Below are 26640 nucleotides of genomic sequence, written 5' to 3'. Positions count from 1 at the left end.
TAAATCAGTTGCTCTGTGTAAAAGTAACTGCTCTGGTCACTGTATATTCCTCAGTACGACCTTCAATCACGTTACCGTACTCATCAGTTGTAGCAGGACTTGTTGCTGTGTAGGTGAATGTTATCACACCTGTTGCAGATGTAAGTCCTGTACGGATAACCCCTGTGATAGGAAATGAAGCCGTTGTTGTATCAAGAAGTGAAGTACCATCAGCTGTTACAAAAGATACGTGAACAGAAAGTCCATCAGTGTAATTCTGTCCTTCAGTGGGAGCTGTGATATCTCCTGAAAAACTATAAGATACACTGGTAGGTCCAATCGATTTTTCCATATCAATGGATGTTCCCGGCTCAACCTTTGTTCCTACAGGCTGGCTCTGTGCAGTAACAACATCAACACCGTAGCTGTCATTATTAACATCAACTACTCTGCCCTGAACAAGTCCGACCTCTGAAAGAGTTGCCACAGCTTCGTCAATCGTAAGTCCCACCAGATTAGGAACTGCAACCTTAGAATCCTTAGGCTCTTCCTGTGTTGAGGCTACGCTGGATGAATCTGCACTGGAAGCTTCAGTGGAAGGTTTTGTACTTTGCTCAGATCCCTTTCCTGTGCTGACAGTTATCTTAACTGTTGAACCGCTTTCTGCATACTGTCCGGCATCAGGTTCCTGTGAAACGACTGTGTTCTTAGCAAGTGAACTCTCGTCGTCCTCAACTTTTTCAAATTTAAAGTTTTTATCTTTAAGTGTTGTGACAGCCTCTACATATGAAAGTCCGGTGACATCAGGCACCTGAATTCCATCTGAAAGAAATGTCTCACCTGTAATACTCTCTGTCTGTATCTCAGCCTCAGTGGGTTCACCTAAGATTCCAAGGCTCCTTCCCACAAGTATGATCACTATGACACCGACAAGAACTGCTCCTATTATGGCAAGTGCAATGGTCAGTCTCTCAATTCTGGCACTGTCCCCAAAACCTCGTCCATCATAATCATCCTCTTCATCATCATATTCATCACGATGTCTGCCGTAATCCTGATCGTGTCTCTTATGATTCTCATACTCTCGTATAACATCGGCATTCAGTCTCATCTGCTCAGTATCAGTCATATTACTGATGCTTTTAGCCTCTGCATCTGTCGCAACTCTTGTAGCACTCTCTTCATCCGGATCTACCAGATTAACGAAGTCTTCATCAGGCGTTATAAGTGATCTCTTCAGATCAGTAATAAGCTCTGCAGCGCTCTGATATCTTCTGTCAGGACTCTTCTGGCAGCACTTCATTACAATCTTCTCAACACTTATCGGAATCTCATCACTAAACTCCGCCGGTGAAGGAAGCTCCTCCTGAATATGCTTTATAGCAATGGCAACAGTCGTATCTCCATTGAAAGGAAGACGTCCTGTAAGCATCTCGAATAGTGTGATACCAAGTGAATATACATCACTCTTGGCATCTGAGTATCCGCCTCTGGCCTGTTCAGGTGAAGTATAATGAACGGAACCCATGACATTAGAAGTAATAGTATTACTGGTTGCTGCCTTCGCTATTCCGAAATCAGTAACCTTAACTTTTCCTTCTTTAGAAATAATAATGTTCTGAGGCTTGATATCACGATGGATAATATGGTTATTATGGGCAGCCTCAAGTCCCATAGCAACCTGAATAGCAATACTTACTGCTTCCTTAACGGAAAGTCTCGATTTTTTCTCTATATATCTCTTTAGAGTAATACCATCTACGAGTTCCATTACAATATAATGGATACCATTCTCATCACCTACATCATACACATTCACGATGTTGGGGTGCATAAGACCGGCAGCCGCCTGGGCTTCAACACGGAATTTGGATACAAAATTATCATTCTCTGAAAATTCCTGTTTTAGTACCTTGACCGCAACAGGACGATTCAGTTTATGATCTTTTGCCCTATAAACATCAGACATACCACCGGTTCCGATCTTCTCAAGAATCTCGTATCGGTCACCGATCATCATTCCAATCTTAATCATTCAGCTCCTCCGTCAGCAAAAGGCTCAATCAGGATAACAGCGATATTGTCCTTACCGCCATGCTGGTTTGCCATATCCACTAACTTCTGTGCCTTCTCTATAATATCCCGTTGACCACTGACGATCATGCGAATCTCCTGATCCTCGAGCATATTGGTAAGCCCGTCGGAACACATGAGCACGATATCCCCCTTTTCGAGCTCAACATTGAAGAAATCCACATCAACTGTATCATCAGCGCCTATAGCACGTGTAATGATATTTTTCTCTTTATGAGTGCGTGCCTCTTCAGGATCAAGTCCGCCTGCGCGCACCATCTCCTGCACCAGTGAATGATCACGGGTTATCTGACGAATATCATCTCCTATGACATACAGTCTGCTGTCCCCCACATTAGCAACCTGTAAATAACGCCCCATAACGGTTGCTGCAACAACTGTTGTTCCCATGCCATATAGATGCTCATCCTCAGCAGCTTTCGCTCTTAGCTTCTGATTAGCGATCTTGATTGCATTTTCGAGAATACGCACCGGATTCTGTTCAAAGGATCTCTCAATCTCCTCGACCATTGTATTAACAGTAAACTTTGATGCATAGTCTCCGGCATTATGACCGCCCATTCCATCAGCTACAATAAATACATTTGACAGATTCCCGATCCGTCTCTCGGAGGAAAAAACGTAATCCTGATTCAGTTTTCGTTTCTGACCTATGTCAGTTATTGAAAATGTCTTAAGCAAGGATGCCTCCGAATTAATAATTTTATTTTGGCAAATTGTTCTTCATAATATCGTTCAAAATGAACCTTTGCCAATTTAAAAATATACCACAAAATGTGGCTTTTGACAATAATAGCCATGCAATGAAACAGGGCTTGTGCACTGGAAAATTTCACATCCTGGCACAGCCCTTATTTCTAAAGTAATTGTAATAATTATTACTTTCTGAAATTTATTTCTTACCGGTCACACGGTTAATAAGTATTTTGCCTGCACGTTTAGCCGCATATGGACCAACTTTCTTAAGCTTGTCCTCTGATCTTACCATGGTACTTGCTTCAGGTATATCACGGCTAAGATGGATAGCGTCAAACTCACACTTTGTAGTGCAGAGTCCGCAACCGATACATCTGTTTTCATCAACGGTAGTTGCTCCGCATCCAAGGCATCTGTTTGCCTCGATCTTCACCTGTTCTTCTGTAAGAGTAAGTCTAAGATCATCATAGGTTTCCTTAGCTATACCTGCTTTCTTACCGGGTATCTGACGAGGTGCATTGTCGAAGCTCTCAATTCTGATGTCATCCTTATCAAGTTCAATGAACTCTCTTCTGTCTCTTGCAAGATCAAGACGATTTCCGGGATGTACAAATCTGTTCATGGAAACGCATGCCTCACGTCCGCCTGCTATAGCATCGATGGCAAATCTGGGACCTGTAAATACATCTCCACCTGCAAAGATATCAGGTTCTGCAGTCTGAAGAGTAAGAGAATCAGCAATAATACCACCATTAGGTCTTAACTTAACCTGAGTTCCTTTAAGAAGATCTCCCCATATAATTGACTGTCCGATTGAAAGTAAAACATTCTCACAACTTATTGTAATAGTTTCATTTTCATCATACTTGGGATTGAATCTTCCATCCTTATCCTTAACAGAGGTGCACTTTTTAAATACTATACCGGTAACCTTGCCGTTTTCAGTAAGTATCTCTTTAGGTCCCCAGCCGTTCTTTACTTCAATTCCTTCTTCTTTTGCTTCTTCTACTTCATCCTTTGCAGCAGGCATTTCTTCTGCACTCTCAAGACAAAGCATTGTTACCTTTGAAGCTCCGGCTCTTACAGCAGTGCGGGCTACATCTATTGCAACATTACCGCCGCCCACAACGACTGTTTCTCCATTCAACTTCACACTGTGATCAAGGTTAACTTTTCTAAGGAAATCAATACCGGTCTGAACGCCTTTTGCATCCTCACCCGGAACTCCTGCAAGTCGTCCGCCCTGACATCCGATTGCTATGAAAAATGCTTTGTAGCCCTGCTTTCTGAGTTCCTCGATGGTCACATCTTTTCCGACTTCTACGCCACACTTGAACTCAATGCCCATCTGCTTCATTACATCTATCTCAGCTTCAATGACATCTTTCTCAAGCCTGTAGCCGGGAATTCCGTTCATAAGCATACCACCCGGACGGCTTTCCTTTTCAAAAACAGTTACGGGATATCCATCTATTCTGAGGAAATATGCTGCTGACAGACCTGCAGGACCGCCACCGATTATTGCCATCTTATAGTCATCTGACCACATTCCGCCATCATGCTTTTCACAAAGAGGAACATATCTGTTCTCCTTCTTAAGATCAAGCGAAGCTATAAATTTCTTGATCTCATCAATAGCAAGGGGCTGGTCGATGGTACCTCTTGTGCAGGCGTCCTCACATCTTCTGTTGCAGACTGCACCGCAGATCATAGGAAGCGGATTATCCTGCTTTATAAGCTTTAATGCATCTTCGTATCTGCCCTCAGCTGCCATCTTGATATAACCCTGAACAGAAAGATGAACAGGGCAGGCTGTCTTACAAGGTGCTGTTCCTGAATCGTAGCAGTTAATCTTGGCATCATCTCTGAAATTGTAATTCCACTTTTCAGGTCCCCATTTCTTACCATCGGGAAGCTCTGTCTTGGGATATTTAACCTCTGAGCCGTCCTTCTTGCAAAGCTTCTGTCCAAGCTTTGCTGCTCCAACAGGACATACCTCAACACATTTTCCGCAGGCAACACATTTATCCTTTTCTACATGCGCACGATATGCTGATGCTGACATGTTGGGTGTGTTATACAACTGAGATGTTCTTAGTGCATTGCAGACACCGGGTGCACAGTTACAAATAGCAACAATTTTTCCTTCACCATCTATATTGGTTATCTGGTGAACATAGCCATGACGCTCAGCTCTCTCAAGGATTTCGTAGACTTCTTCCTTGCTGACATAATGTCCTATTCCGCGGCTGTCCATGTATTCAGCCATATCACCCATTCCGATGCAGTATTCACCGCGAATCTGACCACTACCTTCGCCTCGCATGGTCTGCTGCTTTCTGCAGGAGCATTCTGAAATACCAAACTTATCATACATATCTATCCAGCGTGAAAGATGTTCAACGGGAACAGACTTATTCTCAATACTTATAGCCTTCTCAACCGGAATAACATGCATTCCGATACCTGCGCCTCCCGGAGGCACCATCTGAGTAATACCTGCCAGCGGAAGCTGAGTCATCAGGTTAAAGAATGTTGCAAGCTGAGGAAACTCATCTGTGAGTTTCTCCTGCATCATCATAAACTCAGCAGAACCAGGAACGAAAATAGGAAGCTCATACTGCTTGTGCTTATCAGGAGTTTTAGCGCGATTCATCTCGACTATACCTATCCAGACAAGGCGATCTACCATCTTCTGCGCATCTTCAACGCTCATGTTATTCATGCTTGCCAGTTCTTCAATGCTGTAAGGAACTCGTGTCTTTTTGAAATTGATCAAAAACTTTACCTGTTCTTTGTTCAAAACAGCATCCAGCATCCAATACTCCGGATCTTTGTTATTGATCTTACCTGTGAGTTTTTTCACATAACGGTCTGTGATCAATGTTGCAAGCTGTAATACAAGCTTTTCCTTCTCAGGATCCTCCGCCACATAATTTGGATCCTGCCAATAATCATTCTCGTTGATCATTGGATCCCCAATTTTCCATTCTTTCATACTTTTTGCCATAAATAAATCTCCATACTTTTTAACTATTTTTCCATTAATAAGCATAAACCTCTCTGTGAAAGCTCCACCGGGTTCGAAAATGCCTCACCAAGTGCTCTGCTCAAACTGAGGGGTTTATGTATTAATAGCCATATGAATTCCTTTAAAATTCACATCTATACTAATTATATATTATAGATTAAAGATTTTCATCCATAAAAATCGAAATGTACGTCGTAATATCCTTAGAAAACCAAGACGTTTCCAATTTGTTCGATTTTCATGCGATTTTTTCAGCCAAAAAAATTTTAAATTCCCTTAAATAAAAATACAAATTTCATATTCTTTCCTGCAGGAAGTCTGTACTGCGGATGAGGTCTTGCTCCCCAGCTGTCATCACCGGCTATTCCCATCTGACCAAGTGCAGCTCTCACAACCGTATAGTGCACACGAGGAAGTTCAAAGTCATGCATGGCATTTTCCATCTCATGAGGAGTATAAGGCAGTGCGCTAAAGGAAATATTATCTCCAAAGAACTTCATCCCACGCCCCTTAAGGTCAGTAACTTCTGCCCAGCGAACATCACATTTGTTTCCGCATTCCTGAGGCACCAGATATTTTGCCATATTATCTGAAACCTTGTTTTTGTAAATTCCTATCTTTCCGCCACATTTTCTGTCTTCATAGGTTTCCTGCGGTCCAAGGCCATACCAGGTCACGTTGTCATAGTCAGCATTTAGCTTGAAAAGCATACCGAATTCAGGCATATCAGGGAGCCCTTTTACTGCATCAAAGCTCATCTCTGTCTTTATAGTGCCATCACCAAATACCTCATAGCTTACGGCACAATCTGACTCAGGAGATGTGGGAAGATAATAGTTATAGGATATGGTTATGCTGTTCTTCCCCTCTGTGATATTTGCAAATCTCATCATTTCATCAGGCTTTCCCCTCATTGATGCATATAAGCTTGCAATCTTCCACTGAGCATATCTTTGCTGCATCATGCTTCCGCAGTCATTATCGTTTGGCGCTCTCCAGAAGTTAGGCACAGGTGCCTTTTCTATCATCTCTCTTCCGGCATAAACATAGGATGCAAGTCCCGGAGATCCATATGTAAACAGGGCTGAAAACTCATCACCATATATTCCGATATTGTTTTTTCCGCGAACAATGCGAAGTTTGTCACTGCATTTAAAAGGCTTCGTGGTCTTTTTAAGAACCGTCTGTCCGAAGGCTATCTCATGTCCTGCCTTAGCCCAGAGAGTATTTTCTTTTAGTGCAAACGATACTATAAACACAAACTCAAGGCTTCCTGACTGTAATGAAAAGCCGGATTCATATTCCATCATTACTTCAGTGATCTCATTTGGAATATTGAAGTTTTTGTTTGATAAAGGCTTTACATCACATTCAAAATTCATTTCATGGATTTTAACGCCATTTGCCAAAAGTGTTAATGTAGCATCAAACTCGTCTGTATTTACAAAAAGGTTCTTGTTTACAACTTTGAACTTGTTCTTTTCAAAAATTACAGAGATGTTCTGATAATTAAATTTAACCTCCTGCATTTTGGGTGATTCAGTTCTGTCACCGTATGCAATACCATTTCCGCTGAAATTGTAATCTGTGGGTCTGTCGCCAAAATCTCCGCCATATGCCTCAAAGTACTTGCCATATCTGTCTTTTTTCAAAATACTCTGATCAATGTAATCCCAGATAAATCCGCCCTGATATCTAGGCTCTGTGTCGGTAAGATCTGTGTAAAGATGCATGCCTCCGCAGGAATTACCCATGGCATGGGTGTACTCGCAACAAATAAAAGGCTTATCCTTTTCCTTCTTCAAAAATTCTTTGATAGCTGCAACCGGAGGATACATCTGGCTCTCCATATCAGAAGTGTCATTGTATCTTCTGTCGTGACATATTCCTTCATAATGAACAAGTCTTGTCTTGTCATGTTCCTTGAAACGTTTGCTCATGGCATAGGGAACAGCGCCGCCAAAGGCTTCATTTCCTATAGACCAGATAAGGATTGATGGATGATTCTTGTTTCTGTGATAACAGGAATCCACTCTGTCCAGCATCATTGCCTTCCATTCTTCCTTATCCTTGGGAACAACATAATCCTCAGTTTCAATGCCTCTTTCAAAAGCCTCCCAAGTACCGTGGGTTTCCAGATTATTTTCAGCAATCATGTAAATACCATAAATGTCGCAGAGTTCATAGATCGCAGAATCATCAGGATAGTGACTTGTTCTGATGGCGTTGATATTGTTCCTCTTCATTGTGACAATATCCTGAACTAATTCTTCTCTGCTGGGAACGCGGCCATTAACATGGCTGAATTCATGGCGGTTTACGCCCTTAAACACGATGCGCTTTCCATTAAGAAGCATCAGGCCGTCCTTCATCTCAAACTTGCGAAGTCCAACATGTTGACGTATAACCTCGTGTACGACTCCCATGGAGTCTGTAATAGTAAGATACAGCTCGTAAAGATTTGGTTCTTCCGCACTCCATAAATGTATTTTTTCAAAGTCACACTTTCCAGTGGTCAGACCATTTGATGAAAGCGGTATTTTACCTTCAAGAACCTTTTCACCCTTGTACAGGAGCTTCAGCTCCATCATTCCAGCACCGGATGTAGCAGCGCTAATGAGGAGTGTGGCATCCTTGAAATCATCTGAAAGCCCTGTTTCTATTTTAAGGTCGGTGACATGAACCTTTGGCACAGCATATAAGTAGACACTTCGGAAAATTCCTGAAAATCTAAAGAAATCCTGGTCCTCACACCAGCTGCTTGAGGTCCATTTAAATACTCTCACAGCAAGCTTATTCTCACCCTTAACAAGTGCATCAGTAAGATCAAATTCGGAAGGATCAAATGAATCCTCACTATAACCTATGTATTTTCCATTGAGCCAAAGAGCAAAGCCGCTCTCAACACCCTGGAAAGAAATGCAGACTTTCTCTCCCTTAAAATCTTTTGGGAGTGTAAACAGTTTTACATAATCAGCAACCGGGTTGAATTTTTCTGGAATATCGCCCGGTCGTATATCTTCTGAACCATCCCAGGGATACTGCACATTTACATATTGAGGCTTATCATAGCCCTCCATCTGAATATGTGCAGGAACATTTATCCTGTCCCATCCAGATGTGTCATATTCATTTTTCCAGAACTCTACGGGTGCATCCTTTACATTTTTTGAATAATGAAAATGCCATACCCCGTCCAGGCAAAGCCTGTAACTTGTTTTACCTGTCAAAAGCTCTGCGATTGACTTATATGCCACATGATCAGAATGGGCAGGTAGCCTGTTTTCCTGAAAAATCTCAGGGTCCTTAACTATTTCATAATTAAACTCGCTCATAATTTCCTCTCCAAGTACGCTGCCAATAAAATTTATTTCACAGAACCTGTGATACCTTCCGTAAACTGCTTCTGCAGTACGAAGAATACGATCATTGTAGGTAATGAGCAGAATAAAACGCCCATCATCAGCATACCGTAATCAATTGTGTAACCGCCTGCCAGATTGGCAATAAGCATAGGCATTGTCTGCGCTCTGTTGTCTGTCATTACGACTCTGGGCCACAGATAAGCGTTCCATGAGTTCATGAAGGTGATAACAGCTGCTGCTGCATAGGTTGACTTCATTACAGGCATATACATACGGAAGAAAATCGCAAACTCTGAGAGTCCGTCAATTCTTGCAGCTTCCATAATATCCACAGGGAAGTTTCTGGAATTCTGCCTGAACATCATGATCATAAACGGCGTCGATATGGCAGGAAGCGCAAAGCCCCATACTGTGTTAAGAAGCTTGAAGCTGCTCATCATGGTAAACAGAGGAATCATTGTAGCAACACCGGGAATCATCATTGCCATAAGAAGTATAGCAAAGAGGATATCCTTAGCCTTGTCGTGATAAAGCTCGAAACCATATCCTGCAAGTGAGCATATGAAAATACAAAGTAATGTCTGTACTGTTGAGTACAAAAGCGAGTTACCAAATGACTTCCAGAGATTGGAACTATTCACAAGGTTGTTGAAGTTCTGTACCATGTAATTACCAAACCATATCTTACCTCTTGATACATCAACAGTCTGGTTGGTTGCTGCCGTGAACATCCAGAAAAGAGGAAACACGGAAAAAACAGAAACTATGATCAAAAATATGTATGTAGGAATCAGCCTTCTCTGAATGGCGCTTTTATTCTTTTTATCAGTCACGTGTATCACCTACTTTCAAATTGATTGCTGCAAGTATTGCAACAAGAATAAGTACGAAGAATGACATTGCCGATGCGTAACCAAAGTTAGCTACACCCTGTCCAAATGAGTTATTGTAAATGTAATGAGACATTGTAATCGTGGTGTTTGCAGGTCCGCCGTTTGTGAGGTTTACTGACTCATCAAAGAGCTGCAAAGTACCATTTATTGACATAATAAATGTCATTATTATTACGGGCTTAAGAAGCGGAACTGTCATGTACCAGAATGTCTTCCATGCATTTGCTCCGTCAATCTTGGCTGCCTCATACACTGAATATTCAATGTTCTGAAGTCCGGCAAGATAGAACACCATGTTGTATCCTGTCCAGCGCCATATCAGCGCTATGATAATTACAAATCTCGCCGTGTTGGTCTGGCCAAGCCAGTTAATGTTTTCATGAATGATTCCAAGGTTTGTAAGAATAATATTCACAAGACCCTGGGTTGCAAATATTGATCTGAAAATAAGTGCATATGATACCAGCGATACTGCACAAGGAAGGAATACACAAGTACGGAAAAGACCGCGGAATTTAAGATCCTTGTTGTTTAAGAGCTGTGCCAGTAAAATTGCAAGAATCAGCATGATTGGCACCTGAATAATGAGATAAAGGAAGGTGTTTCCTACTGATTTCATAAACATCTTATCCTGGAACATTCTTATGTAATTGTAGTTCCATGGCTCAGCCCATCTGAAATTTTTACCCGTTCCTGTCTTGAAAGAAGTAATAAGTGCCTGTACCATCGGATAAAAGCTCATTATTATAATCATCGCGGATGCAAGAACAAGGAATAGCCAGCCTGCTGCTCTTTGTTTAGCTAAAAGGCTCATCTTCTTTTTCTTTTCCATTTTTGTTCTCCTTAAAATCACAAATACCTATATTGAAAAATGTCCCAAATTTTTTTATAGATATGGGGAACCGAAAGACGGTTCCCCATATAAATTTAACCTTCTCTAATATTTTTGCTCAGGAAGTTCTGATCTCGCTTGTTTTTTCACAAGGAAGTTCTGTTCTCGCTTCGCTCGCCAGAACAACAGTCCTAACCAGCTGTGATAGTCTATCATTCAAAGCGGGAAGTTCTGCTCTCGCTGCGCTCGCCAGAACAACAATTCTAACTAGGCTCGAAAATACCTCGCCAAGTTATCATTGTCCCATCTCGAACTTGACCTGATCTTCAGCGTTCTGAAGTTCTGTATCGAGGTCGCTACCATTGATTACGTTTGTGATAGCTGCCTGGATGTATGTACGTGCATTGTAGTGATAATCACTCTGCTCTACTACAGGAACGTTAGCACCCATGCTAACGATATCAGCATAGATTGACTGACCATTGAAGAAGTCTACGCCTTCCTGATATACATCTGACTTTGAAGCAGAGATGCATGTTCCGATAACACCACCGTCACGAAGAGCATTGTCATATGTATCCATAGCACCGTCTCCGCCACCGAATGTGTAAGCAAGGAAGCTCTTAGCAAGATCAGGCTTTGTGCAGTTAGCTGTTACATAAAGTGATGAACCACCGTTTGCAGCATAGCCTTCTTTACCTGAAAGTGTAGGAATTGTTGTAATCTGCCACTTACCACTATTCTCAGCAACCTGCTCCATTGTAGGAATGATCCAGTTACCATTGAATACGCCTGCTACCTGATCACCGATGATTGAAGTGTCTGTGTACTCAGACCAGTCGTTGCAAAGATAGATAACACCGTCCTGTGCGCCTGTGATAATAACCTGAAGAATCTGCTTAAGTTCTTCATTACCTACGAAGAAAGGCTGTCCATCCTTCCACTGTGAAAGACCTTCTGCCTGCATCATCATGTAAGGAAGATCATCTCCGTTGTGGTCCATGGAAAGAAGGTACTTACCTGTCTTTTCCTTAACATCACGGCCAATCTCAAGCCATCTGTCCCATGTAATGCCAGTTACATCATCGATTGTGTATCCACACTCTTCAAGGATGTCTGTACGATATGCAAAAATTGATGTTCCGTTGTCTACAGGTGCACCATAGTGCTTGCCGTCGATAGTTGAATATGAAATCTTCTCAGCACCAAGGTTACTCCAGTCAATACCTGCATCCTCAAGATCGATCCAGGCATCCGGATAGTTTGTTACATAACTCTGGATGTAGTGATCCTGGAAAAGAACGATGTCAGGAAGCTGTGAATAATCACCTGAGTTAGCTGCAAGTGTTACAGCGTTCTCAACGTCTGAAGAAGCTGACTGTTCAATGATATTAAGCTTGAATTCAGGATCAACTGTCTGATAAGCCTTCTCAGCTGCTTCAAGAGCAGGGATGTTGAAGTTCTTATCCCAAGCGTAAACTGAAAGTTCGTGCTCACCTTCTGATGAAACATCAGCTGTAGGTGCAGCCTCTTCTTCTGCAGATGCATCAGCTGTCTCTGTAGCGCTATCAGTAGCTTCTGTGCTGTCTGTAGACTCAGTAGCTTCTGTGCTGTCTGTAGACTCAGTAGCTTCTGTAGTCTCATTTGATGTTGTAGCTGTGTCTGCGCTTCCGCTTCCACCGCATCCTGCTATCATTGAAAGTGTCATTGCAGATGCGAGTACCATTGATAATGCTTTTCTTTTCATTATTGTGTCCTCCCCTAATGAAAATAAAATATAGTATCTTACTTGATTCTTATTAGTGAAATTATCTAATCTCAGATTATTTTTATCAAAACCATCAAATTGTACTTTTTGGTCATTTCGACTGAAATAATCTCTTTCTGAATCAAATATATGTATATTATACCAATCGTACATAAAAATAATGCACATTTTAGTAACTAAAACGTGCATTATCGACCAAATATGAACAAATTTTGAATAAAGTTTGAACTAAACTAATTGTTTAAATAGAGTATCCCTCACTATTACCAGCCTTTTAGGGCATGAATATTGTAATCTAAGAGTTTTCCCACATAATTATCCTTATTTTTCTTCCATTGGTATGGCGATGTGCCCAAGAACTTTTTAAAATTCCTATTAAAAGTCGACACATTACCAAAGCCACATTCGACGGCAACAATCTCCATGGAGTAATCAGTTTTCTTCATGGTGTCACAGGCTTTCTGAACCCTGACAAGATTTAAATAGTCCATGGGTGCCATATTTATAATGCCATCAAATGTCCTTCTGAAATGAGTCTCACTCATGTTGCAGGAATTGGCCAGGTCAATCGCCCTTATCTCATCTGCATAGTGCTCTTCTATATACTCAATCGCAGGCTTTATACTCATCATATCATCACCGGTCTCCCGCTCAACAAGCGTCGGTGATTCGGCCTCCATTGATTTGTGCATTCTCATTATCATGAAGAACAAAGTCTTGATAAGGTTCTTTGTAGTCTCCTTGTAATAAGGCTTCTTATCGCGCATCTCCTCCATGATACTTTTTATGATTCCGGCGATCTCCGGCTTTTCATAAGCATGGGTAAGATCAGCCCTTTTATTCAGAATAGCAACCGCCTCTCTCTGTTTTGGCACATTCCCCGGATAAATCTGCTGTGCCACAAGATCCACATCAAAATAAAAATACTCCCAGAAGTTCTCTGTTTCACTTGTTGTCGTGTGCGGATAATTAGGAGGAATGACTGTAAACATATCTGTCTCATACTGGCATACTCTCTCATCAAGAACAACGATACCATTCCCATATCTGCAATAACCAACTTCAAACAGATTGTGAAAATGCAAAGTATTTATCGCTTCTCCGTACACCCTGATCCATTTCTCACCAAGAAGAGCCAGACAGCTCTGGCCCTGCGGAATCTCATAAAAGCGGAATTCAATTGTCGGTTTCTTTTTTCGTCCCATATACAATCCATGAAATTATCATCGGTTAATATTTTCCTGCGGAAAAATAATTATCTAAAAATGCCTGTCCAGAGCGCCTATAATCTCCTGCTTTCGCCTTGAATATTCCTCATACCAGTTCTCGTCAGGTTTGATGTTAGTAACGCTTGTATCTTCTTTTATCCTCACACTATAAAGTGATCTGGGCATTATATCCTTAAAAGCCTGCCTGAAAATATAGCGTTTTACGCCATGCTTCATGTATAGATGCCTTGGAATTGAAACAGCATAATCTATAACCCTATAATCAAGATACGGAATAAGATATCTCACACCACTACAAGCTCCAAATAGAGCCAGATTATCGAGTCTGTTACGGCTGCCGTCATCACGGATATATGCGACCGGATCAAAAGCAAATTTTAAAGTATTCTCTTTTTGTTTCCTAAAGCCTTTAGAAAAATCAGCTTTTAAAAGCTCCGGTGACGCAAACCAGTTAAGATAAGTTTCTCTATTATCCCTAATTGAAGAAGTTATATTTTTAAATCCCTTTTTAAGTGTTCTTATTACTCGTCTTCGCCCCGGATTCAGCGACCAGATATTTCTCCAATAGTGGTAATATTCATGATTATAAAAAAGCTCATAGACATTGCATCTATGGCTAACGCCCTCATCTCCACCATGTCCTGTAAAAAGAACTCTTGTTCCTTTATCCCTGACAAATTGAGCACCTATCATCATTGTATAGGTGTTAGAACCTGGAGGAAAAGCAAATTTAAAATTCTCAGATCCGTCAGGCGAAATTATTATACTCGCCTGTTCCATCCTTTCAGCTGCTTTTTGCGCATATCTATTTCCAGAACGCATAAAGTTACATAAAATGCCTTCCTATTTATAAAAACGCGAACAACAATTACATGAAAAAGATCACCAAATGTATACAATTAAATCAGCATTCATTGCAATTTTGTATGAATTAATTCAGGTTGTTTTAATTGCCATTACCGCACTTTATGTTTTTTATGTATTCTCGTAAAACACCAGGTCTGCTTTCTGCAAATTTCTTCATAGCTTCTACATTATTTTCCCAATTCTCAACTGTATAAATGTCATCTTCTGAATAGCCTGGCTTTATCATGTTTTTAATCTTTTTCAGCCATCCATCGGTAGTATGCCAGCGTAAAAACTGAGATTCTATCTCTGGAGCGTAAATCTCATAGATAGTATCAATTTTGTCAATTACTGTCGCCTCAGAAAAACAAGTATCCAGACATTCTTTCAGCCTATTATAATACTTATCAGAAAAAGCCTTATTTTTTATAAGACTATAGAAGAGCTCCCTGTTCTCATCATGATAGTGGCTCATTCCTTCCAAAATTGATTTATCATAATTTTCTTCAAAAAGAAATTCCAACGAATTGAAATCCGAAAACGTTAAGGCTTTATCAAGGTCATATAGGAAGAATCTCCATTTATTATCGCCGTAAGCTGAATCAGGCTGGTCTGCTCTCCAAATACGATAATTATTCCCCGGCCAATCATAATTAGCAAAATAAACTTCTGCCACTAAGTAATCTATAAGATTATCTACATCCACGCTATCACAAAAATATGCATAATTAGCCTGCTCATTCATATCATGAGTTTTAACATACTCAATAAGATCATAGTATTCCTCAAGATCATCATCTGTACCGGCAATTATTTCCGTTACATACGGAGCCGTACCAATATTAAGATTGATTAAATTTAGATTTTCACTATCAATCCCATAGTGTCTGTAAAAATATTCTTCATTGCACACTTCTCTGATATTATGAATTCCCCAGTATTCTCCATTGATAAAAAGCACTGCAGGTTCTGCAGCAAGATATGGAACATCGAGGTTTCCGGCTATAAGAGCTTGACATAACACGTCACAAAACATAGTCTTGTTAAAATCTGATCCGCTGGGTCTTAGTGTAATCGCATTAACGTCCCCACTAATCTCATCCTCAAAATTATCTGCCGGAAGTAGTTCAAATATCCCTACATCAAAACCAGCAGTTTCATCATTAACTATCAATCTTAGTCCCTTTGCTGCATTGGATTTTGATGCTGAACCAGCCACCTTCAGTTTTACATCATTATCAGCTTTAAGTGCTCCGTCTTTATTAAAAATTTGAACATGCGCATTTACCTTTTTATCCGAATAATAATTTGCAGGTGTAGAAAAAGAATTCTCTATGCTTTTATTATATTTTTTCCATAAGTAGTATGTTTTGCCAGGAACATACAGACCATCCCATTCATCAAACATCTCCTCCGGATTTACTGTCAATGAAACAATATTCATGGATGTTTTAGGCGCTATAAAAAAAGACTCTGTTGAAATATCTTTGGACAATACTCCATCTTTTAAAGCTCTGGCTCTCACCACCGCGCCTTTGTAATTATATGAGTTTTCCCACTTTTTCTTAAACAGATAATCGAGTGTAGTCTTTGTATTTCCAAATATATTTTCCTCGTCACTTCTGTCTCTGATTGTCAAAGGTCCTGTATAAACATGCGAATTTTCATCAGGTTCTGAACCATCCAACGTATAAACAATCACACTTTCTTTATCATTTGTAGATAGTTCAAGCGCAAATTCTTCATATATTCCTGATGGTACAGAAAAAGAAGGTGCTTCCAGCTTGGTATCCACTCTTGGTACATAGGAAACAGGCTTAGCATTATTGGGAAATCCGGGTGAATTATTTGAAAGAATTGCAAGGACTTGTGGTTCTTTTACAGGTCTTCCGACCGATATCCCAGGTTGAACAGCAGATTTAATTTCCATTTCATCAATAATAATATTATTCTCATCATATAAGATCAGTCTGTCAGATGGATTTATCAAAAAATCAGTATGCATCTCCCCATCATCTGTGACTTTATCTTTCCCTGAAGCCCATACAATAAGATAATTTCCTGCCCCAAGTTCATAAACAGGAAAATGCCATCTCTTATCATCAACAACATGATCGGCAATTGAAATACCATAAAGATCAACCGCTTCTGTTCCATAATTATAAATTTCAATCCAGTCACTGTTATCTCCATCTGAATCTAACTGCTGACCTAGATTTTCATACATAACTTCATTAATGCAGAGAGTAATTCCTGTTACATTTTCAGGATAAGCATTAATATCTCTATATTCAGATTTGATACAGTATATTAAAAGAAAAACCAGAAGCATCAAAAGTATGCTGCCGGTTAATCTGTAAAAATAACGGTTCCTCAAAATATTACCCCGCGATTTCTCCGTTATAAGTAACTATGTTAATTGCTTTAATCCCATCAACTTCTTTAATTGCTTTTGTTATTTTGGAATCTTTTCCTTTGCTAAAGGACACCTCATAAGTTATATCTGTCCCCTGAGAATTAACATTTTTCATTTTCAGATTGGTCTTTGTGCAATGCTTTTCAATAATATCAGTTACTTTATCTACATCAGCATTCTCTCTTGTATGAACTATGATCAGGTATGTTGTATCATCAAAGACTCCTTTACTTATAAAGAAAAGAATGGCTGCAATAATAACACTTCCCAAAATTGCAATTATGTAAATTCCGGATCCGCAGGCTATGCCAACCGCTATCGTCCAAAATATAAAAGCACTATCCTTCGTATCCTTAACGGCTGTTCTGAATCTGATTATGGAAAGTGCACCTACCATACCAAGAGAAAGCGCCAGGTTACTTCCTATTATCATCATTACCATCGTAGTAATAATTGTTACCAACAATAATGTAACGTTGAAATTTTTAGAATACATTACTCCGGTATAGGTTTTCTTATATACAAAGCAAATAAAAAATGCCAGAAGTACTGACATTATTAACCCAATCGCAATCTCTTCAATTGAGATATTTGTGTTGTTTTCAAGCAAATAATATAGTAACTCTCGTTTACTCATTCTAAAATTAAAATCCTTTTAAAATTGAAAAATCTTTGGCTAAGCTAATGCCTCTCTAACCATGCAATATTTACTTATAGAAGAATACTGAATAGCTGCTGAACTCATGGCTTGTTTAATAAATTCAGGAAACACCCTATCATATTTTACTTCCATTACCATTACAGACTCTCTGATAACCGGAACCATGCCAATATTCTCATCAAACAACCGATCAGAAAAAGCGCCTCTGATATACTTATCAAAGGTCACTCTGACATTATGCTCAGGGTAAACATAGGCCTCTCTATCATAATCAACAATTACTTTTGGCTTATACAACTTTCCTGTCATAATGTTAAGTGCTTTTACAGCAACACTATCAGTATATGTTTCAAGATACGAATAATTTCCATTTATTACTGACAGCGCAGCTTCTTTAGTAATTGTTAATGATTCCTTTTCAATATAATCACCATAACGGTTCTTTATTTCAAGCTTTACAGCTGTATCAGCAATATCATAAATACGAAGCCTTAGCTTTTTTCTTTCTTCAATTCCGGAAAGCTTTGAATAATAATCTATGTTATCAACAGAATCAAAATACAAGCTTCTTACATAGTACTGTCCTTTATCTTCCATATGAGGATCTTGTTTCATCAAAGCTTGTACCAACTGTTTTATGTAATAATATTCCAATACGCTGATATAAAATTTCTTTTCACATCTATATACACAATTCAAATTATTTTTCACATTTCTGTTTCTTATATTTATCTAGAAATTATTTATAGACGCTACATCGTTACGAATATCCTCATATAATGTATCGTTCATTGTTTCTTCACGCACTTTATCATTATTAATATCTTCGATCATAGCTAATAATTTTATAACTCAAAATCTTCATCTTTATTGTACTTTCCGGATATAAAGAGTTCAAGGGCTTTATCCAATTGAACAAAAGCCATTTGTCTAAACATAGGAAACTCCATGCCGCTATCAGCTACTGCCTTTGTAATTCTATGTATATATCGGTCAGATTCATATTGTTTGAAAACCTTAGGACTTTTTACCATAAGAACAACAATTATTACACCATTTACATTCCCTTAGCTGACTTCATCCTTATCTTGTCATGCTACTTCACTCCTCTTAACAAGATTGATACAAAATAATAGTACATTTGTTCTGCAAACGCAAATTCTATTTTGCAACAATTTTAGCATGTTTTCTCTGAAAAACTGTATATCCTTTCAAAGAAAACCTGAAAAGTAATAATCTCATTTTGGTCTTGAAATTGACATGAGGAATTAATTCCTTCGCTAGTTTGCAAAACACTTTATAAAGCCTTTTGATTTCTTTCTGGCATGCTTCGTCCTTCAATACTCCATTAAAATCTATTATAGATCTGGTACCTATCCCAAATTCGAAAAGAGCAATATCATAGTATTCTTTATTCTTCAGATATTTAGTCAATTCAGCGGCACCGCCAGCATGGAAAAGATTTTTGAATCCATACTCACTTCGAGTAATACTATGCTTAGTAAATACCTGGTTATATACAACCTTTTTCGTCAAGTATATCCTTTGAGAAGACTCCATGATTGCAGGAAAAACATATTCATCCTCATTTTTTGTTATTTCATCAGGAAACCTTACCCCATCCCACACTTTTTTCCTATAAAGTTTCCCCCAATTCACAACTAGTACATGTGACTCTAAAGAATAAAATATTAACTATATCAAAAGCATTATAATATTGGCAATATATATATGTTCACACCAAACAAATGTCCCGCAGCAATTGCTACTGACATATCTAAGATTTTCCTTAATCTTGTTTGTTCTATTCAGCCCAAGAGAGACTGGTTATTTGCCCCTACGGACATCGCCATATATCCATGCCATCATGGTCACCTAGCTTGTGACTTTGCTTGAACAAAAAAGAGCATGTTCCTTATAAAAGGTCATGCTCCTTTAACTAGATTATTAGCTGGTATAACCTGTAGGATCTACATCCGGAGTAGGATCAGGTGTAGGACCTGGCTGAGGCTGAGGTCTGTTGTTATCAGGGCCATCACCAATCGGAACACCAAAAAAAGTCAAATCTATTTTCTCATTTGGCCATCCATACTCTGTAGCACTAATTTCAATACAACCAATTTCTGGTCTATTCCATTTCTTCATCTAAAAAACTCCTTTCATATAAAACATCTGAAACAAATATAGAGCAAAAAATAATAACAGTAAAGTAATATATCATTTTTGTAACATTTTTTCACCTGGCAATAAGATTTCTTTTCTCTCCCATCAAGTATCGCGTGCTATTTTTCGTATATATTTAGCGTATACAAATATAATAAATAACTGAGTATAATTAGAGTTTTTTTGATAAATCAACGCATTATCTTTTTTTAAAAAGCTAATACACTCATCAATTTTAATATGCTTTATTTCGACTCCTGTGCTCATAGCTTCAAATATGCGTATAACTTCCGGTATTTTCCCCTCTAGTCTGCGCAGCCAATCAGCCTCCTGTGCACCATATTTTTCATATGGATACAGCACATCTTCAGGCAGCATATCTTTCATAAAACCTCTAATCATGTATCTCGGTATTCCATTGTAGGCAAAATATTCATAAGGAATAGACATGCAATATTCAATTATATCCGGGTGTCTAGTGGGATCAATCTGCAATAGCCCTGTATATAGTCCAATTTTAGTGTCAACCACACCGCTATATGAATTCGAAACAGAAATGAATCTATAGTAATCTTCTACTGTAAACGACTTTGAATTAACTGTTAAAAAATTAGATTTTTTAAATCTATCTGCTACATTATATTCCTTAAGAATGTCTTTATTTACAAATCTATTTAGTTCAACATCGCTAAAGTCAGTATTAGAAGTATTATTTTTACAGCAATCCCTTATATACTTAAAAGCAACTTTTAAATTAGACTTTCTACTAAGTCTAATAGCCTTATAATAATTATTATAATATTCCAGGCATTTTAAAAAATGTTTATTTTTGTATAAATGGATCATGGCAAAATACACATCTCCAAATGATACCGTGACATTACCATATTGACCTGTCAGAAATATTTTACTTCCGGATTCCTTCGCCTTTTTAAATATTCTTGTTATAGTAGGCAAACTTACATAAGCTTTATATGGAATCTCCAAAATATCCAAAAAATGATCTACAGAATCAATAAACGTTTCCCCTGAATCATCTTCAAAACTCGTTACAATATTAGGGTACATTTGGGCTGTTTTTTTTACAACATCTGTTTCGTCACTAATATAATTTCTAGGCATCTCCTTTTGGACATCTTTATAGTATGGTACATATGTATACGAAAAAAGTTGTTTACCTTCTTTATCAAGATTTTTCGCAGCAAAAGCTGCTACAGAAGATGAATCAAATCCTCCACTTAATGCTATTGATACTTTTCCATCAGTCCTTATACATTGTCTTACCACTCGGTCATATATTTCCAAAAACTCGTTTTTTGCCTGCTTTATCGATTTTATTTTTTTGTGTCCAATTGGCTTATAATATCTTACTGTATCAAAAGTATTCTCTTTAATAATCACATACGTACCTGAAGGAATAATATATAATCCCTCCCACGGAGTTTCATTATCACTTATAACTGGTAGCAGACCAGGTGCTATGAGAAAATCCTTTAAATACGTTTCATTAACAGCAATATCTCCATATACTTGCAATATAGGAGAAATCAATGTAGAAAAAGTACATTTACCATTACTTCTATAGTAATAAATGCTTCTATTAGCCATTTGATCAGAGCAAATAAATAATTCTCTCTTATCGAAATTATAAATTGCTATGCTGAATAAACCACTTAAATGATTTACTAATTCATATCCCCATTTGGAATAGGCTTTACAAACAACTTTACCATCTGGTGTATCGTCTGATAACGATAAGTCCTTAATCAGCTCATCTCTATTAAAAAGATAACAATCTGTAGTTAAAATTGTATTCTCGTCAATTAAGTAAGGTAATTCTTCATTAGGACACTCTCTTGTAATATACTGCAGCCCGCATCCAAAAAGCGCATTTTTATAAGGCATCTCAGAAATCCTGTCCAGTTTGCACTTTCTTTTATATTCCGATACCATTGACTCAATACTACAATTCTGTTCATCAAAATCAATATGTCCCCATATAGCTGACATTCACTCACCTCTTATGTCAAATCTCGTATTTCTAATTTTCCATTAAATATATCAATTACTTTTTCAGCAATTCTATCCTGATAAAATCCCTCTCTTGGCCTCACTATAAGATATACCGGACAATTTCCTGCAATTCCTATGCATAATTCAAGAACGTCTTTTTCGTTCTCCCAAGCACCGCACAACCTATGAAGGAATAGATTATTCTTCACAGCCATAAGCTGGTCAAAACCTGTCAGTTTATGAACTGAAAGTTCTTTCGAATCTGCAGCTACCAAATAAACCATAAACTTAAGTTTCTGAGGGGTATCTATAAATACATTTTTTGCCGGTACAAGAAACTTATCTTTTGTCTCATCAATATATAAAAGCTCATCTAAGTTCAGGTTCCTGCTTTCTACTTCATTCCTGCATAATTTTTGATATGGAAATGCAGAATATACAATCGCTTCTTTTGTTATATTGTTGCCTCTGTCAGCTAATTTGTTGTCATCTTGCTTGCACTCTTGAACAGCTTCAAGTTTAACTGCAGCAACATCATCAGCCATCATCTTAAAGCCTTTCTCAATCAGCTTTCTTGTAAGAGAGGACTTTCCAGCTCCCATCTCACCTGAAATAAGAAAAGCTCCATTTTCTCCATCAGTAACAGCACTACAGTGAATAGCCAAAATTCTTCTTTGCAAAAGAAGAATAGCCATGCAATAACCGAGAAGCCATACAGCAACACGTTCAGGCGTATAATCATTAGCTGTCTGGAAGATAATCTCCCTTCCGTTTTTGATCACATAATAACCACCCATATTAAAAAAACAGGCATAATCCAAACCAATTTCATATTTTCGTTTTAATGAATCATGTTCTGTCAGATATTTTATGACTTCATCTTCACATTCACACTGTCTGACAACAGCATCAACTTGTACTTCTCTGCTATTCTTTTGTGTTGAAGAGACTTCATTGAGCTGCATGAACTCTACTTCTGATTCAATTATAAGTCCATATAAACTATATCTTTTCATAAAAAACCTTTGCTTTACTTAAGTATATATTTTATGTATAGACAACGCCATTTATAGAACATAAAATATTCTTTTCTTTTGCAAGCTTTATATAATTTCGAGCATTATTATCATCTAACAATAAATTGCAATTATTTCTGCAACAGGAATCCAATATTTGTAATTTCTGCTTAGCACTATACTTGTATTCTTTCTGGCGAAGAAGTTCTGAATTTTTATCAAATACCAATACAGTTTTAATAAGCTCAACATCCTGCCCTGGCATGTATTTTTCTTTGCTCTGCACAGTTCCGTCCGATTCATCTATCCATGTGCTGATGCAATATTTAGTAATATCTATATCTGAATTTACTCTAATCTTGGCATTATATATCCAGCCCAGCATATATCCTTTATTCAAATCTGATATAAGTATATCCACATTATTAAGCTTGCGATTTGAATTTTGAGGATCATATCTCAGAATTATCGGACAACTATTGCTTACAAGAACATCTCTATTACTGATGAAGTTCCGAACTTTTTTATACATTTTGGAAGTTGTAGATATTACATTTGGTACAATCTTCTTACTAATGAGCTTGCCATCAACTATATCTCTATACAGCTTCTTTGGTGTTCTGTATCCGTTAGAACTATAAACCGGCTTTGATATTCCTATTAGATGTGGAAAATTATCGGTCTCACCAATAAGAATGAAACCATTTCCATTGTAAGTAACAACTATATAAAAGCTTTCAAGAAAATAAGTCGCAAATGCATTAGCACACTTCCTGATATCCGTTATATCCATTTTATCTCCATAAAAAGTAAAGCTCTTGGCTGTAGCCAAAAGCTTTACTATCGGCAATCGTTCACGATTATTTTTTTAGCAGGGGAGTGCCCGGTTCAGCCGACATGAATCCCTCAGCAAGTGAGCCTGCATATTTTTTATACATTGAATTAATATTATACAATAGAAGCAAAGCAAAGTAAATCTATTTCTAATTAAATACTACGTTATAATCTGGTGTTTTACAAGTAATATCGACATTCTTCATAGATTTTTTATAGATTGGTTCTTCAAAGTGTTCCTTCAAACAGAGTCTTATCCCCTATCTGTACCATTCTCACACCCTGATCTTTTTTCTTATTAAAATTAAAGCTAAGCATATATCCGGTATTAAGGTTGAAATAATCCAAATACTCGCTTATCTGTTTTTCACCTTCTGCATTATATCGCTCTCCCCTCCAAATCTTGAGCTCAATAATATACTGACGGCCAAGATAATCAACAATTATGTCCGTCCTAGTCTGATTTCTTGTCTGCGCTTCGATATAATAATTTCCGGTTCCATTTATTATAGGCTTTAAGTACAGTAAAAATAATTCTCTTCCATCCTTTTCTATAAATCTGTCAACTAATGGACCACAAACAGAATTATATGTTTCTATGAATTTCTCAAGAATACGGCGCATATTAAGTTTTCCGTCTTCTATAAATTGATTTTTGATCAGTTCGCCTTCTCTTGAAAAAACATTATTTTTCAGTTCTTCATCAGATAGAAAAAGATTATACAATCTCGTCTCAAATATTCTATTAGCGATTCTTACAGTATTATGGTCATTTCTCACAAGACCATACATCTGCATCAAAACAATATCCTTTTGATCCGGATTCCAGGTTAATCTAGTTCCTTCCATCAATATGCTTCTGATTGAAGCCTTTAATTCAGGCATATTATTGAGATTCTTAGTAAGGGATTCGAATAATGTATTATTTTCAGCAAGTATCAGCTTTATAGCCTCATCCACACCATCCTTTGTCCACGCTTCGGAAAGTGTAAGAATCTTAGTTACACTAATATCTATCAGCTCGCAGATGCGGCTAACAAGAAATGGATATCCATTAGTATAGTCATGTATGAGTTTTGCCATCTCTTCAGTATCCATTCCTGTATGATGGTCCGATTCATATTCGTCCAACATGCCTTTTATTCCACACTCGGACAAACTCATATCTATTGTAAATTCAGCCGCAATATTCCAAGGACTATTTTCCTTCGCATCCTCATCATCACGTATCCTGGCTTTTAGATGTTTCACATCCGTTACCCCTGCTAAAATAACTGATTTAAATGCAGGCATATCATCAGTATCCCTGGCAATATAGCCATCTCTAAGCTGCGCTAAAAAATCCAGAAAAACCTGATTATTGGTCGCACTATCTACTTCATCGATTATTAGAATTATTCCCCTTGGTGAAATCTCACACCACTCAGTCAATGTAACAAAGAGCTCACTGAGCTTTATTCTTGGTTTCTTCTGATTAACATATTCATTAAGCTTATTCTCAATCTCGTCAGGTAAATAACTGATGGATTTTTTCTTTTTAATCAAAAGCCTGCAAAATTCCTGTACAAACTCCTGCTCAGAATCGAATCCACTTTTGCTAATCCCTTGAAAGTCCAGACTTATAACTATGTACTCGCTTTTTAATCTCTCTTTTAATGCAGTAAGAGTTGTGGTCTTTCCATATTGTCTTGCACGATTGATGGTAAAATATTCTCCTGCATCAACAAATTCCTTAATTTGCTCGACTTTATCCGAAGGATCAACCATATAGTGTTTAGATGGTATACAAACTGCTTGCGTGTTGAAATGTTTCAATATTATTCTCAACCTTTCTTATAATACGTAAAATATAGAATTTTATTATTCCCATCTTCTATTTACTCTTGAACAATATATTTCATATCCCCTTGGTTATATATAAGTCTATTATTTTAACTTTATATGCACATGTATTATAATATTTTTATTCTTTACATTGAAAGATGTTTATATTATTATTTTCAAGATTTAACAAATTTTTGTAATTATTTTATTATCACATAATAAATCAAAACAAAATGAATCATAAAACTATTTATGAACAACTCGTGTTATTATCTTAAACTTCGCACATAAAAAAGTGCTTTAGAACCTTGATAATTCAATAAGAACTGGCATTTTTAAAGGCGTGAAGCCTCTGCATTTGGTATAATTTAAGTACCACCAAAAACCATCCCAAAGGAGACTCACGCCTTGTCTAAAATTATATCACAGAACGACTACGATTCTAAGCAGATTACTGATTCTATCAGATACTTTTTTGAACGTTTTCATTTATCAGCTGTTCTCAAAGCATCCAATGCAAAGAAGTCGAAAGGCGTCACACCGCTCCAGATCGTGAGTTATGCCTTTGCTTTGGTTTTTAGAAACAAATCTATGTACATGGACATGGTTCTCGGAAATAGCGAATTATCTTTTGCCAAAGATACATACTATCGTTTTATGAATAGCATCAGCATAAACTGGATTCGTTTCACAACACTACTTGCCGCCAACATCTGTAAGGAATCTATTGCACCTGCTACGTCTGAAGACAGAGTTAATGCACTTATCATTGATGACTCCACTTATTCAAGGAGCTGTTCCAAAAAGGTAGAGATGCTTGCAAAGATATATGATCATGCTAAAAATATGTACCTTTTTGGATTCAGAATGCTCACTCTTGGGTGGACTGATGGAAATACATTTCTTCCGGTTAACCACATCTTACTTTCATCTTCAAGCAAATGTCAGGTCAATGGTTGTAATCCTATTGATTACAGAAG

At 37.8% G+C, this 26640-nt stretch carries 20 protein-coding genes; 1 reads left to right on the top strand and 19 read right to left on the bottom strand.

Annotation, left to right across the window (positions count from 1 at the left end):
* Window positions 1-4: 4 nt before the first annotated feature.
* From pknB to T501_RS12780, 19 genes are all read right to left on the bottom strand, one after another.
* A complete protein-coding gene (gene pknB / locus T501_RS12870) occupies window positions 5-2014 on the bottom strand; it encodes a Stk1 family PASTA domain-containing Ser/Thr kinase (RefSeq protein WP_044915221.1) in 2010 nt (669 codons plus the stop codon).
* Window positions 2011-2754: a Stp1/IreP family PP2C-type Ser/Thr phosphatase gene (locus tag T501_RS12865; RefSeq protein ID WP_026509747.1), complete on the bottom strand. Its 744-nt coding sequence runs from the start codon at window positions 2752-2754 to the stop codon at window positions 2011-2013. Before T501_RS12865 ends, pknB begins: the two co-directional genes overlap by 4 nt.
* A 211-nt stretch (window positions 2755-2965) precedes the next feature.
* Window positions 2966-5740: an FAD-dependent oxidoreductase gene (locus T501_RS12860; protein ID WP_044915254.1), complete on the bottom strand. Its 2775-nt coding sequence runs from the start codon at window positions 5738-5740 to the stop codon at window positions 2966-2968.
* 326 nt (window positions 5741-6066) lie between these two features.
* The gene (locus T501_RS12855) at window positions 6067-9135 is read right to left on the bottom strand and encodes a beta-galactosidase, LacZ type (RefSeq protein ID WP_044915220.1); all 3069 of its coding nucleotides are present in this window, start codon (window positions 9133-9135) and stop codon (window positions 6067-6069) included.
* 32 nt (window positions 9136-9167) lie between these two features.
* On the bottom strand, window positions 9168-9998 hold the full coding sequence (locus T501_RS12850; RefSeq protein WP_026509744.1) for a carbohydrate ABC transporter permease: 831 nt from the start codon (window positions 9996-9998) through the stop codon (window positions 9168-9170).
* A complete protein-coding gene (locus T501_RS12845; RefSeq protein WP_026509743.1) occupies window positions 9991-10890 on the bottom strand; it encodes a carbohydrate ABC transporter permease in 900 nt (299 codons plus the stop codon). Before T501_RS12845 ends, T501_RS12850 begins: the two co-directional genes overlap by 8 nt.
* A gap of 295 nt (window positions 10891-11185) precedes the next feature.
* Complete coding sequence (locus T501_RS12840) at window positions 11186-12637, bottom strand: ABC transporter substrate-binding protein (protein WP_044915219.1); 1452 nt, start codon at window positions 12635-12637, stop codon at window positions 11186-11188.
* Window positions 12638-12921: 284 nt separating this feature from the next.
* Window positions 12922-13863, bottom strand: a complete 942-nt coding sequence (locus T501_RS12835; protein ID WP_044915217.1) for a helix-turn-helix domain-containing protein — start codon at window positions 13861-13863, stop codon at window positions 12922-12924.
* 54 nt (window positions 13864-13917) lie between these two features.
* A complete protein-coding gene (locus T501_RS12830; protein WP_044915216.1) occupies window positions 13918-14709 on the bottom strand; it encodes an asparagine synthase-related protein in 792 nt (263 codons plus the stop codon).
* A 124-nt stretch (window positions 14710-14833) separates the two neighbouring features.
* Window positions 14834-17110, bottom strand: a complete 2277-nt coding sequence (locus T501_RS12825; RefSeq protein ID WP_155994857.1) for a CotH kinase family protein — start codon at window positions 17108-17110, stop codon at window positions 14834-14836.
* Between the two features lie 4 nt (window positions 17111-17114).
* Entirely contained in the window at window positions 17115-17786 is a 672-nt protein-coding gene (locus tag T501_RS12820) for a DUF4956 domain-containing protein (protein WP_026509738.1), read from the bottom strand.
* Window positions 17787-17825: 39 nt separating this feature from the next.
* Window positions 17826-18521 (bottom strand): polyphosphate polymerase domain-containing protein, encoded by a 696-nt coding sequence (locus T501_RS12815; RefSeq protein WP_050008302.1) that lies wholly within the window; start codon window positions 18519-18521, stop codon window positions 17826-17828.
* 134 nt (window positions 18522-18655) lie between these two features.
* Entirely contained in the window at window positions 18656-18844 is a 189-nt protein-coding gene (locus tag T501_RS22910; RefSeq protein WP_044915213.1) for a hypothetical protein, read from the bottom strand.
* A gap of 127 nt (window positions 18845-18971) precedes the next feature.
* Window positions 18972-19469 (bottom strand): hypothetical protein, encoded by a 498-nt coding sequence (locus tag T501_RS12805; protein WP_197027958.1) that lies wholly within the window; start codon window positions 19467-19469, stop codon window positions 18972-18974.
* A 288-nt stretch (window positions 19470-19757) separates the two neighbouring features.
* Window positions 19758-19955: a hypothetical protein gene (locus T501_RS12800; RefSeq protein WP_044915211.1), complete on the bottom strand. Its 198-nt coding sequence runs from the start codon at window positions 19953-19955 to the stop codon at window positions 19758-19760.
* 123 nt (window positions 19956-20078) lie between these two features.
* Window positions 20079-21983, bottom strand: a complete 1905-nt coding sequence (locus tag T501_RS12795) for an asparagine synthase-related protein (protein WP_044915209.1) — start codon at window positions 21981-21983, stop codon at window positions 20079-20081.
* 11 nt (window positions 21984-21994) lie between these two features.
* Complete coding sequence (locus tag T501_RS12790) at window positions 21995-23002, bottom strand: phosphoenolpyruvate carboxykinase (ATP) (RefSeq protein WP_044915207.1); 1008 nt, start codon at window positions 23000-23002, stop codon at window positions 21995-21997.
* A gap of 31 nt (window positions 23003-23033) precedes the next feature.
* A complete protein-coding gene (locus T501_RS12785) occupies window positions 23034-23852 on the bottom strand; it encodes a PBECR4 domain-containing protein (protein WP_155994856.1) in 819 nt (272 codons plus the stop codon).
* Window positions 23853-24064: 212 nt separating this feature from the next.
* Window positions 24065-25603 carry an AAA-like domain-containing protein gene (locus T501_RS12780; RefSeq protein WP_050008301.1) on the bottom strand — a complete coding sequence of 513 codons (1539 nt, stop codon included), beginning with the start codon at window positions 25601-25603 and terminating at the stop codon, window positions 24065-24067.
* A gap of 465 nt (window positions 25604-26068) precedes the next feature.
* On the opposite strand from T501_RS12780, the gene T501_RS21345 reads away from it, so the two are divergent.
* The coding region (locus tag T501_RS21345) for a transposase (protein WP_044915250.1) at window positions 26069-26640 on the top strand (572 nt) is incomplete at its 3' end.

Origin of the sequence: Butyrivibrio sp. WCE2006, from assembly GCF_000701985.1 — a bacterium.
GTDB lineage: Bacteria > Bacillota > Clostridia > Lachnospirales > Lachnospiraceae > Butyrivibrio.
This window is presented reverse-complemented; position numbering and strand designations above follow the sequence as displayed.

Excerpts from the sequence above, each read along its gene's own strand:
- T501_RS12860 (WP_044915254.1), bottom strand. The coding sequence starts at position 5,740 with ATGATCAACGAGAATGATTATTGGCAGGATCCAAATTATGTGGCGGAG.
- T501_RS12795 (WP_044915209.1), bottom strand. The coding sequence starts at position 21,983 with ATGTCAGCTATATGGGGACATATTGATTTTGATGAACAGAATTGTAGT.
- T501_RS12855 (WP_044915220.1), bottom strand. The coding sequence starts at position 9,135 with ATGAGCGAGTTTAATTATGAAATAGTTAAGGACCCTGAGATTTTTCAG.
- pknB (WP_044915221.1), bottom strand. The coding sequence starts at position 2,014 with ATGATTAAGATTGGAATGATGATCGGTGACCGATACGAGATTCTTGAG.
- T501_RS12830 (WP_044915216.1), bottom strand. The coding sequence starts at position 14,709 with ATGCGTTCTGGAAATAGATATGCGCAAAAAGCAGCTGAAAGGATGGAA.
- T501_RS12790 (WP_044915207.1), bottom strand. The coding sequence starts at position 23,002 with ATGAAAAGATATAGTTTATATGGACTTATAATTGAATCAGAAGTAGAG.
- T501_RS22910 (WP_044915213.1), bottom strand. The coding sequence starts at position 18,844 with ATGGTAAAAAGTCCTAAGGTTTTCAAACAATATGAATCTGACCGATAT.
- T501_RS12845 (WP_026509743.1), bottom strand. The coding sequence starts at position 10,890 with ATGGAAAAGAAAAAGAAGATGAGCCTTTTAGCTAAACAAAGAGCAGCA.
- T501_RS12820 (WP_026509738.1), bottom strand. The coding sequence starts at position 17,786 with ATGAGTAAACGAGAGTTACTATATTATTTGCTTGAAAACAACACAAAT.
- T501_RS12800 (WP_044915211.1), bottom strand. The coding sequence starts at position 19,955 with ATGAAGAAATGGAATAGACCAGAAATTGGTTGTATTGAAATTAGTGCT.
- T501_RS12780 (WP_050008301.1), bottom strand. The coding sequence starts at position 25,603 with ATGGTTGATCCTTCGGATAAAGTCGAGCAAATTAAGGAATTTGTTGAT.
- T501_RS12840 (WP_044915219.1), bottom strand. The coding sequence starts at position 12,637 with ATGAAAAGAAAAGCATTATCAATGGTACTCGCATCTGCAATGACACTT.
- T501_RS12835 (WP_044915217.1), bottom strand. The coding sequence starts at position 13,863 with ATGGGACGAAAAAAGAAACCGACAATTGAATTCCGCTTTTATGAGATT.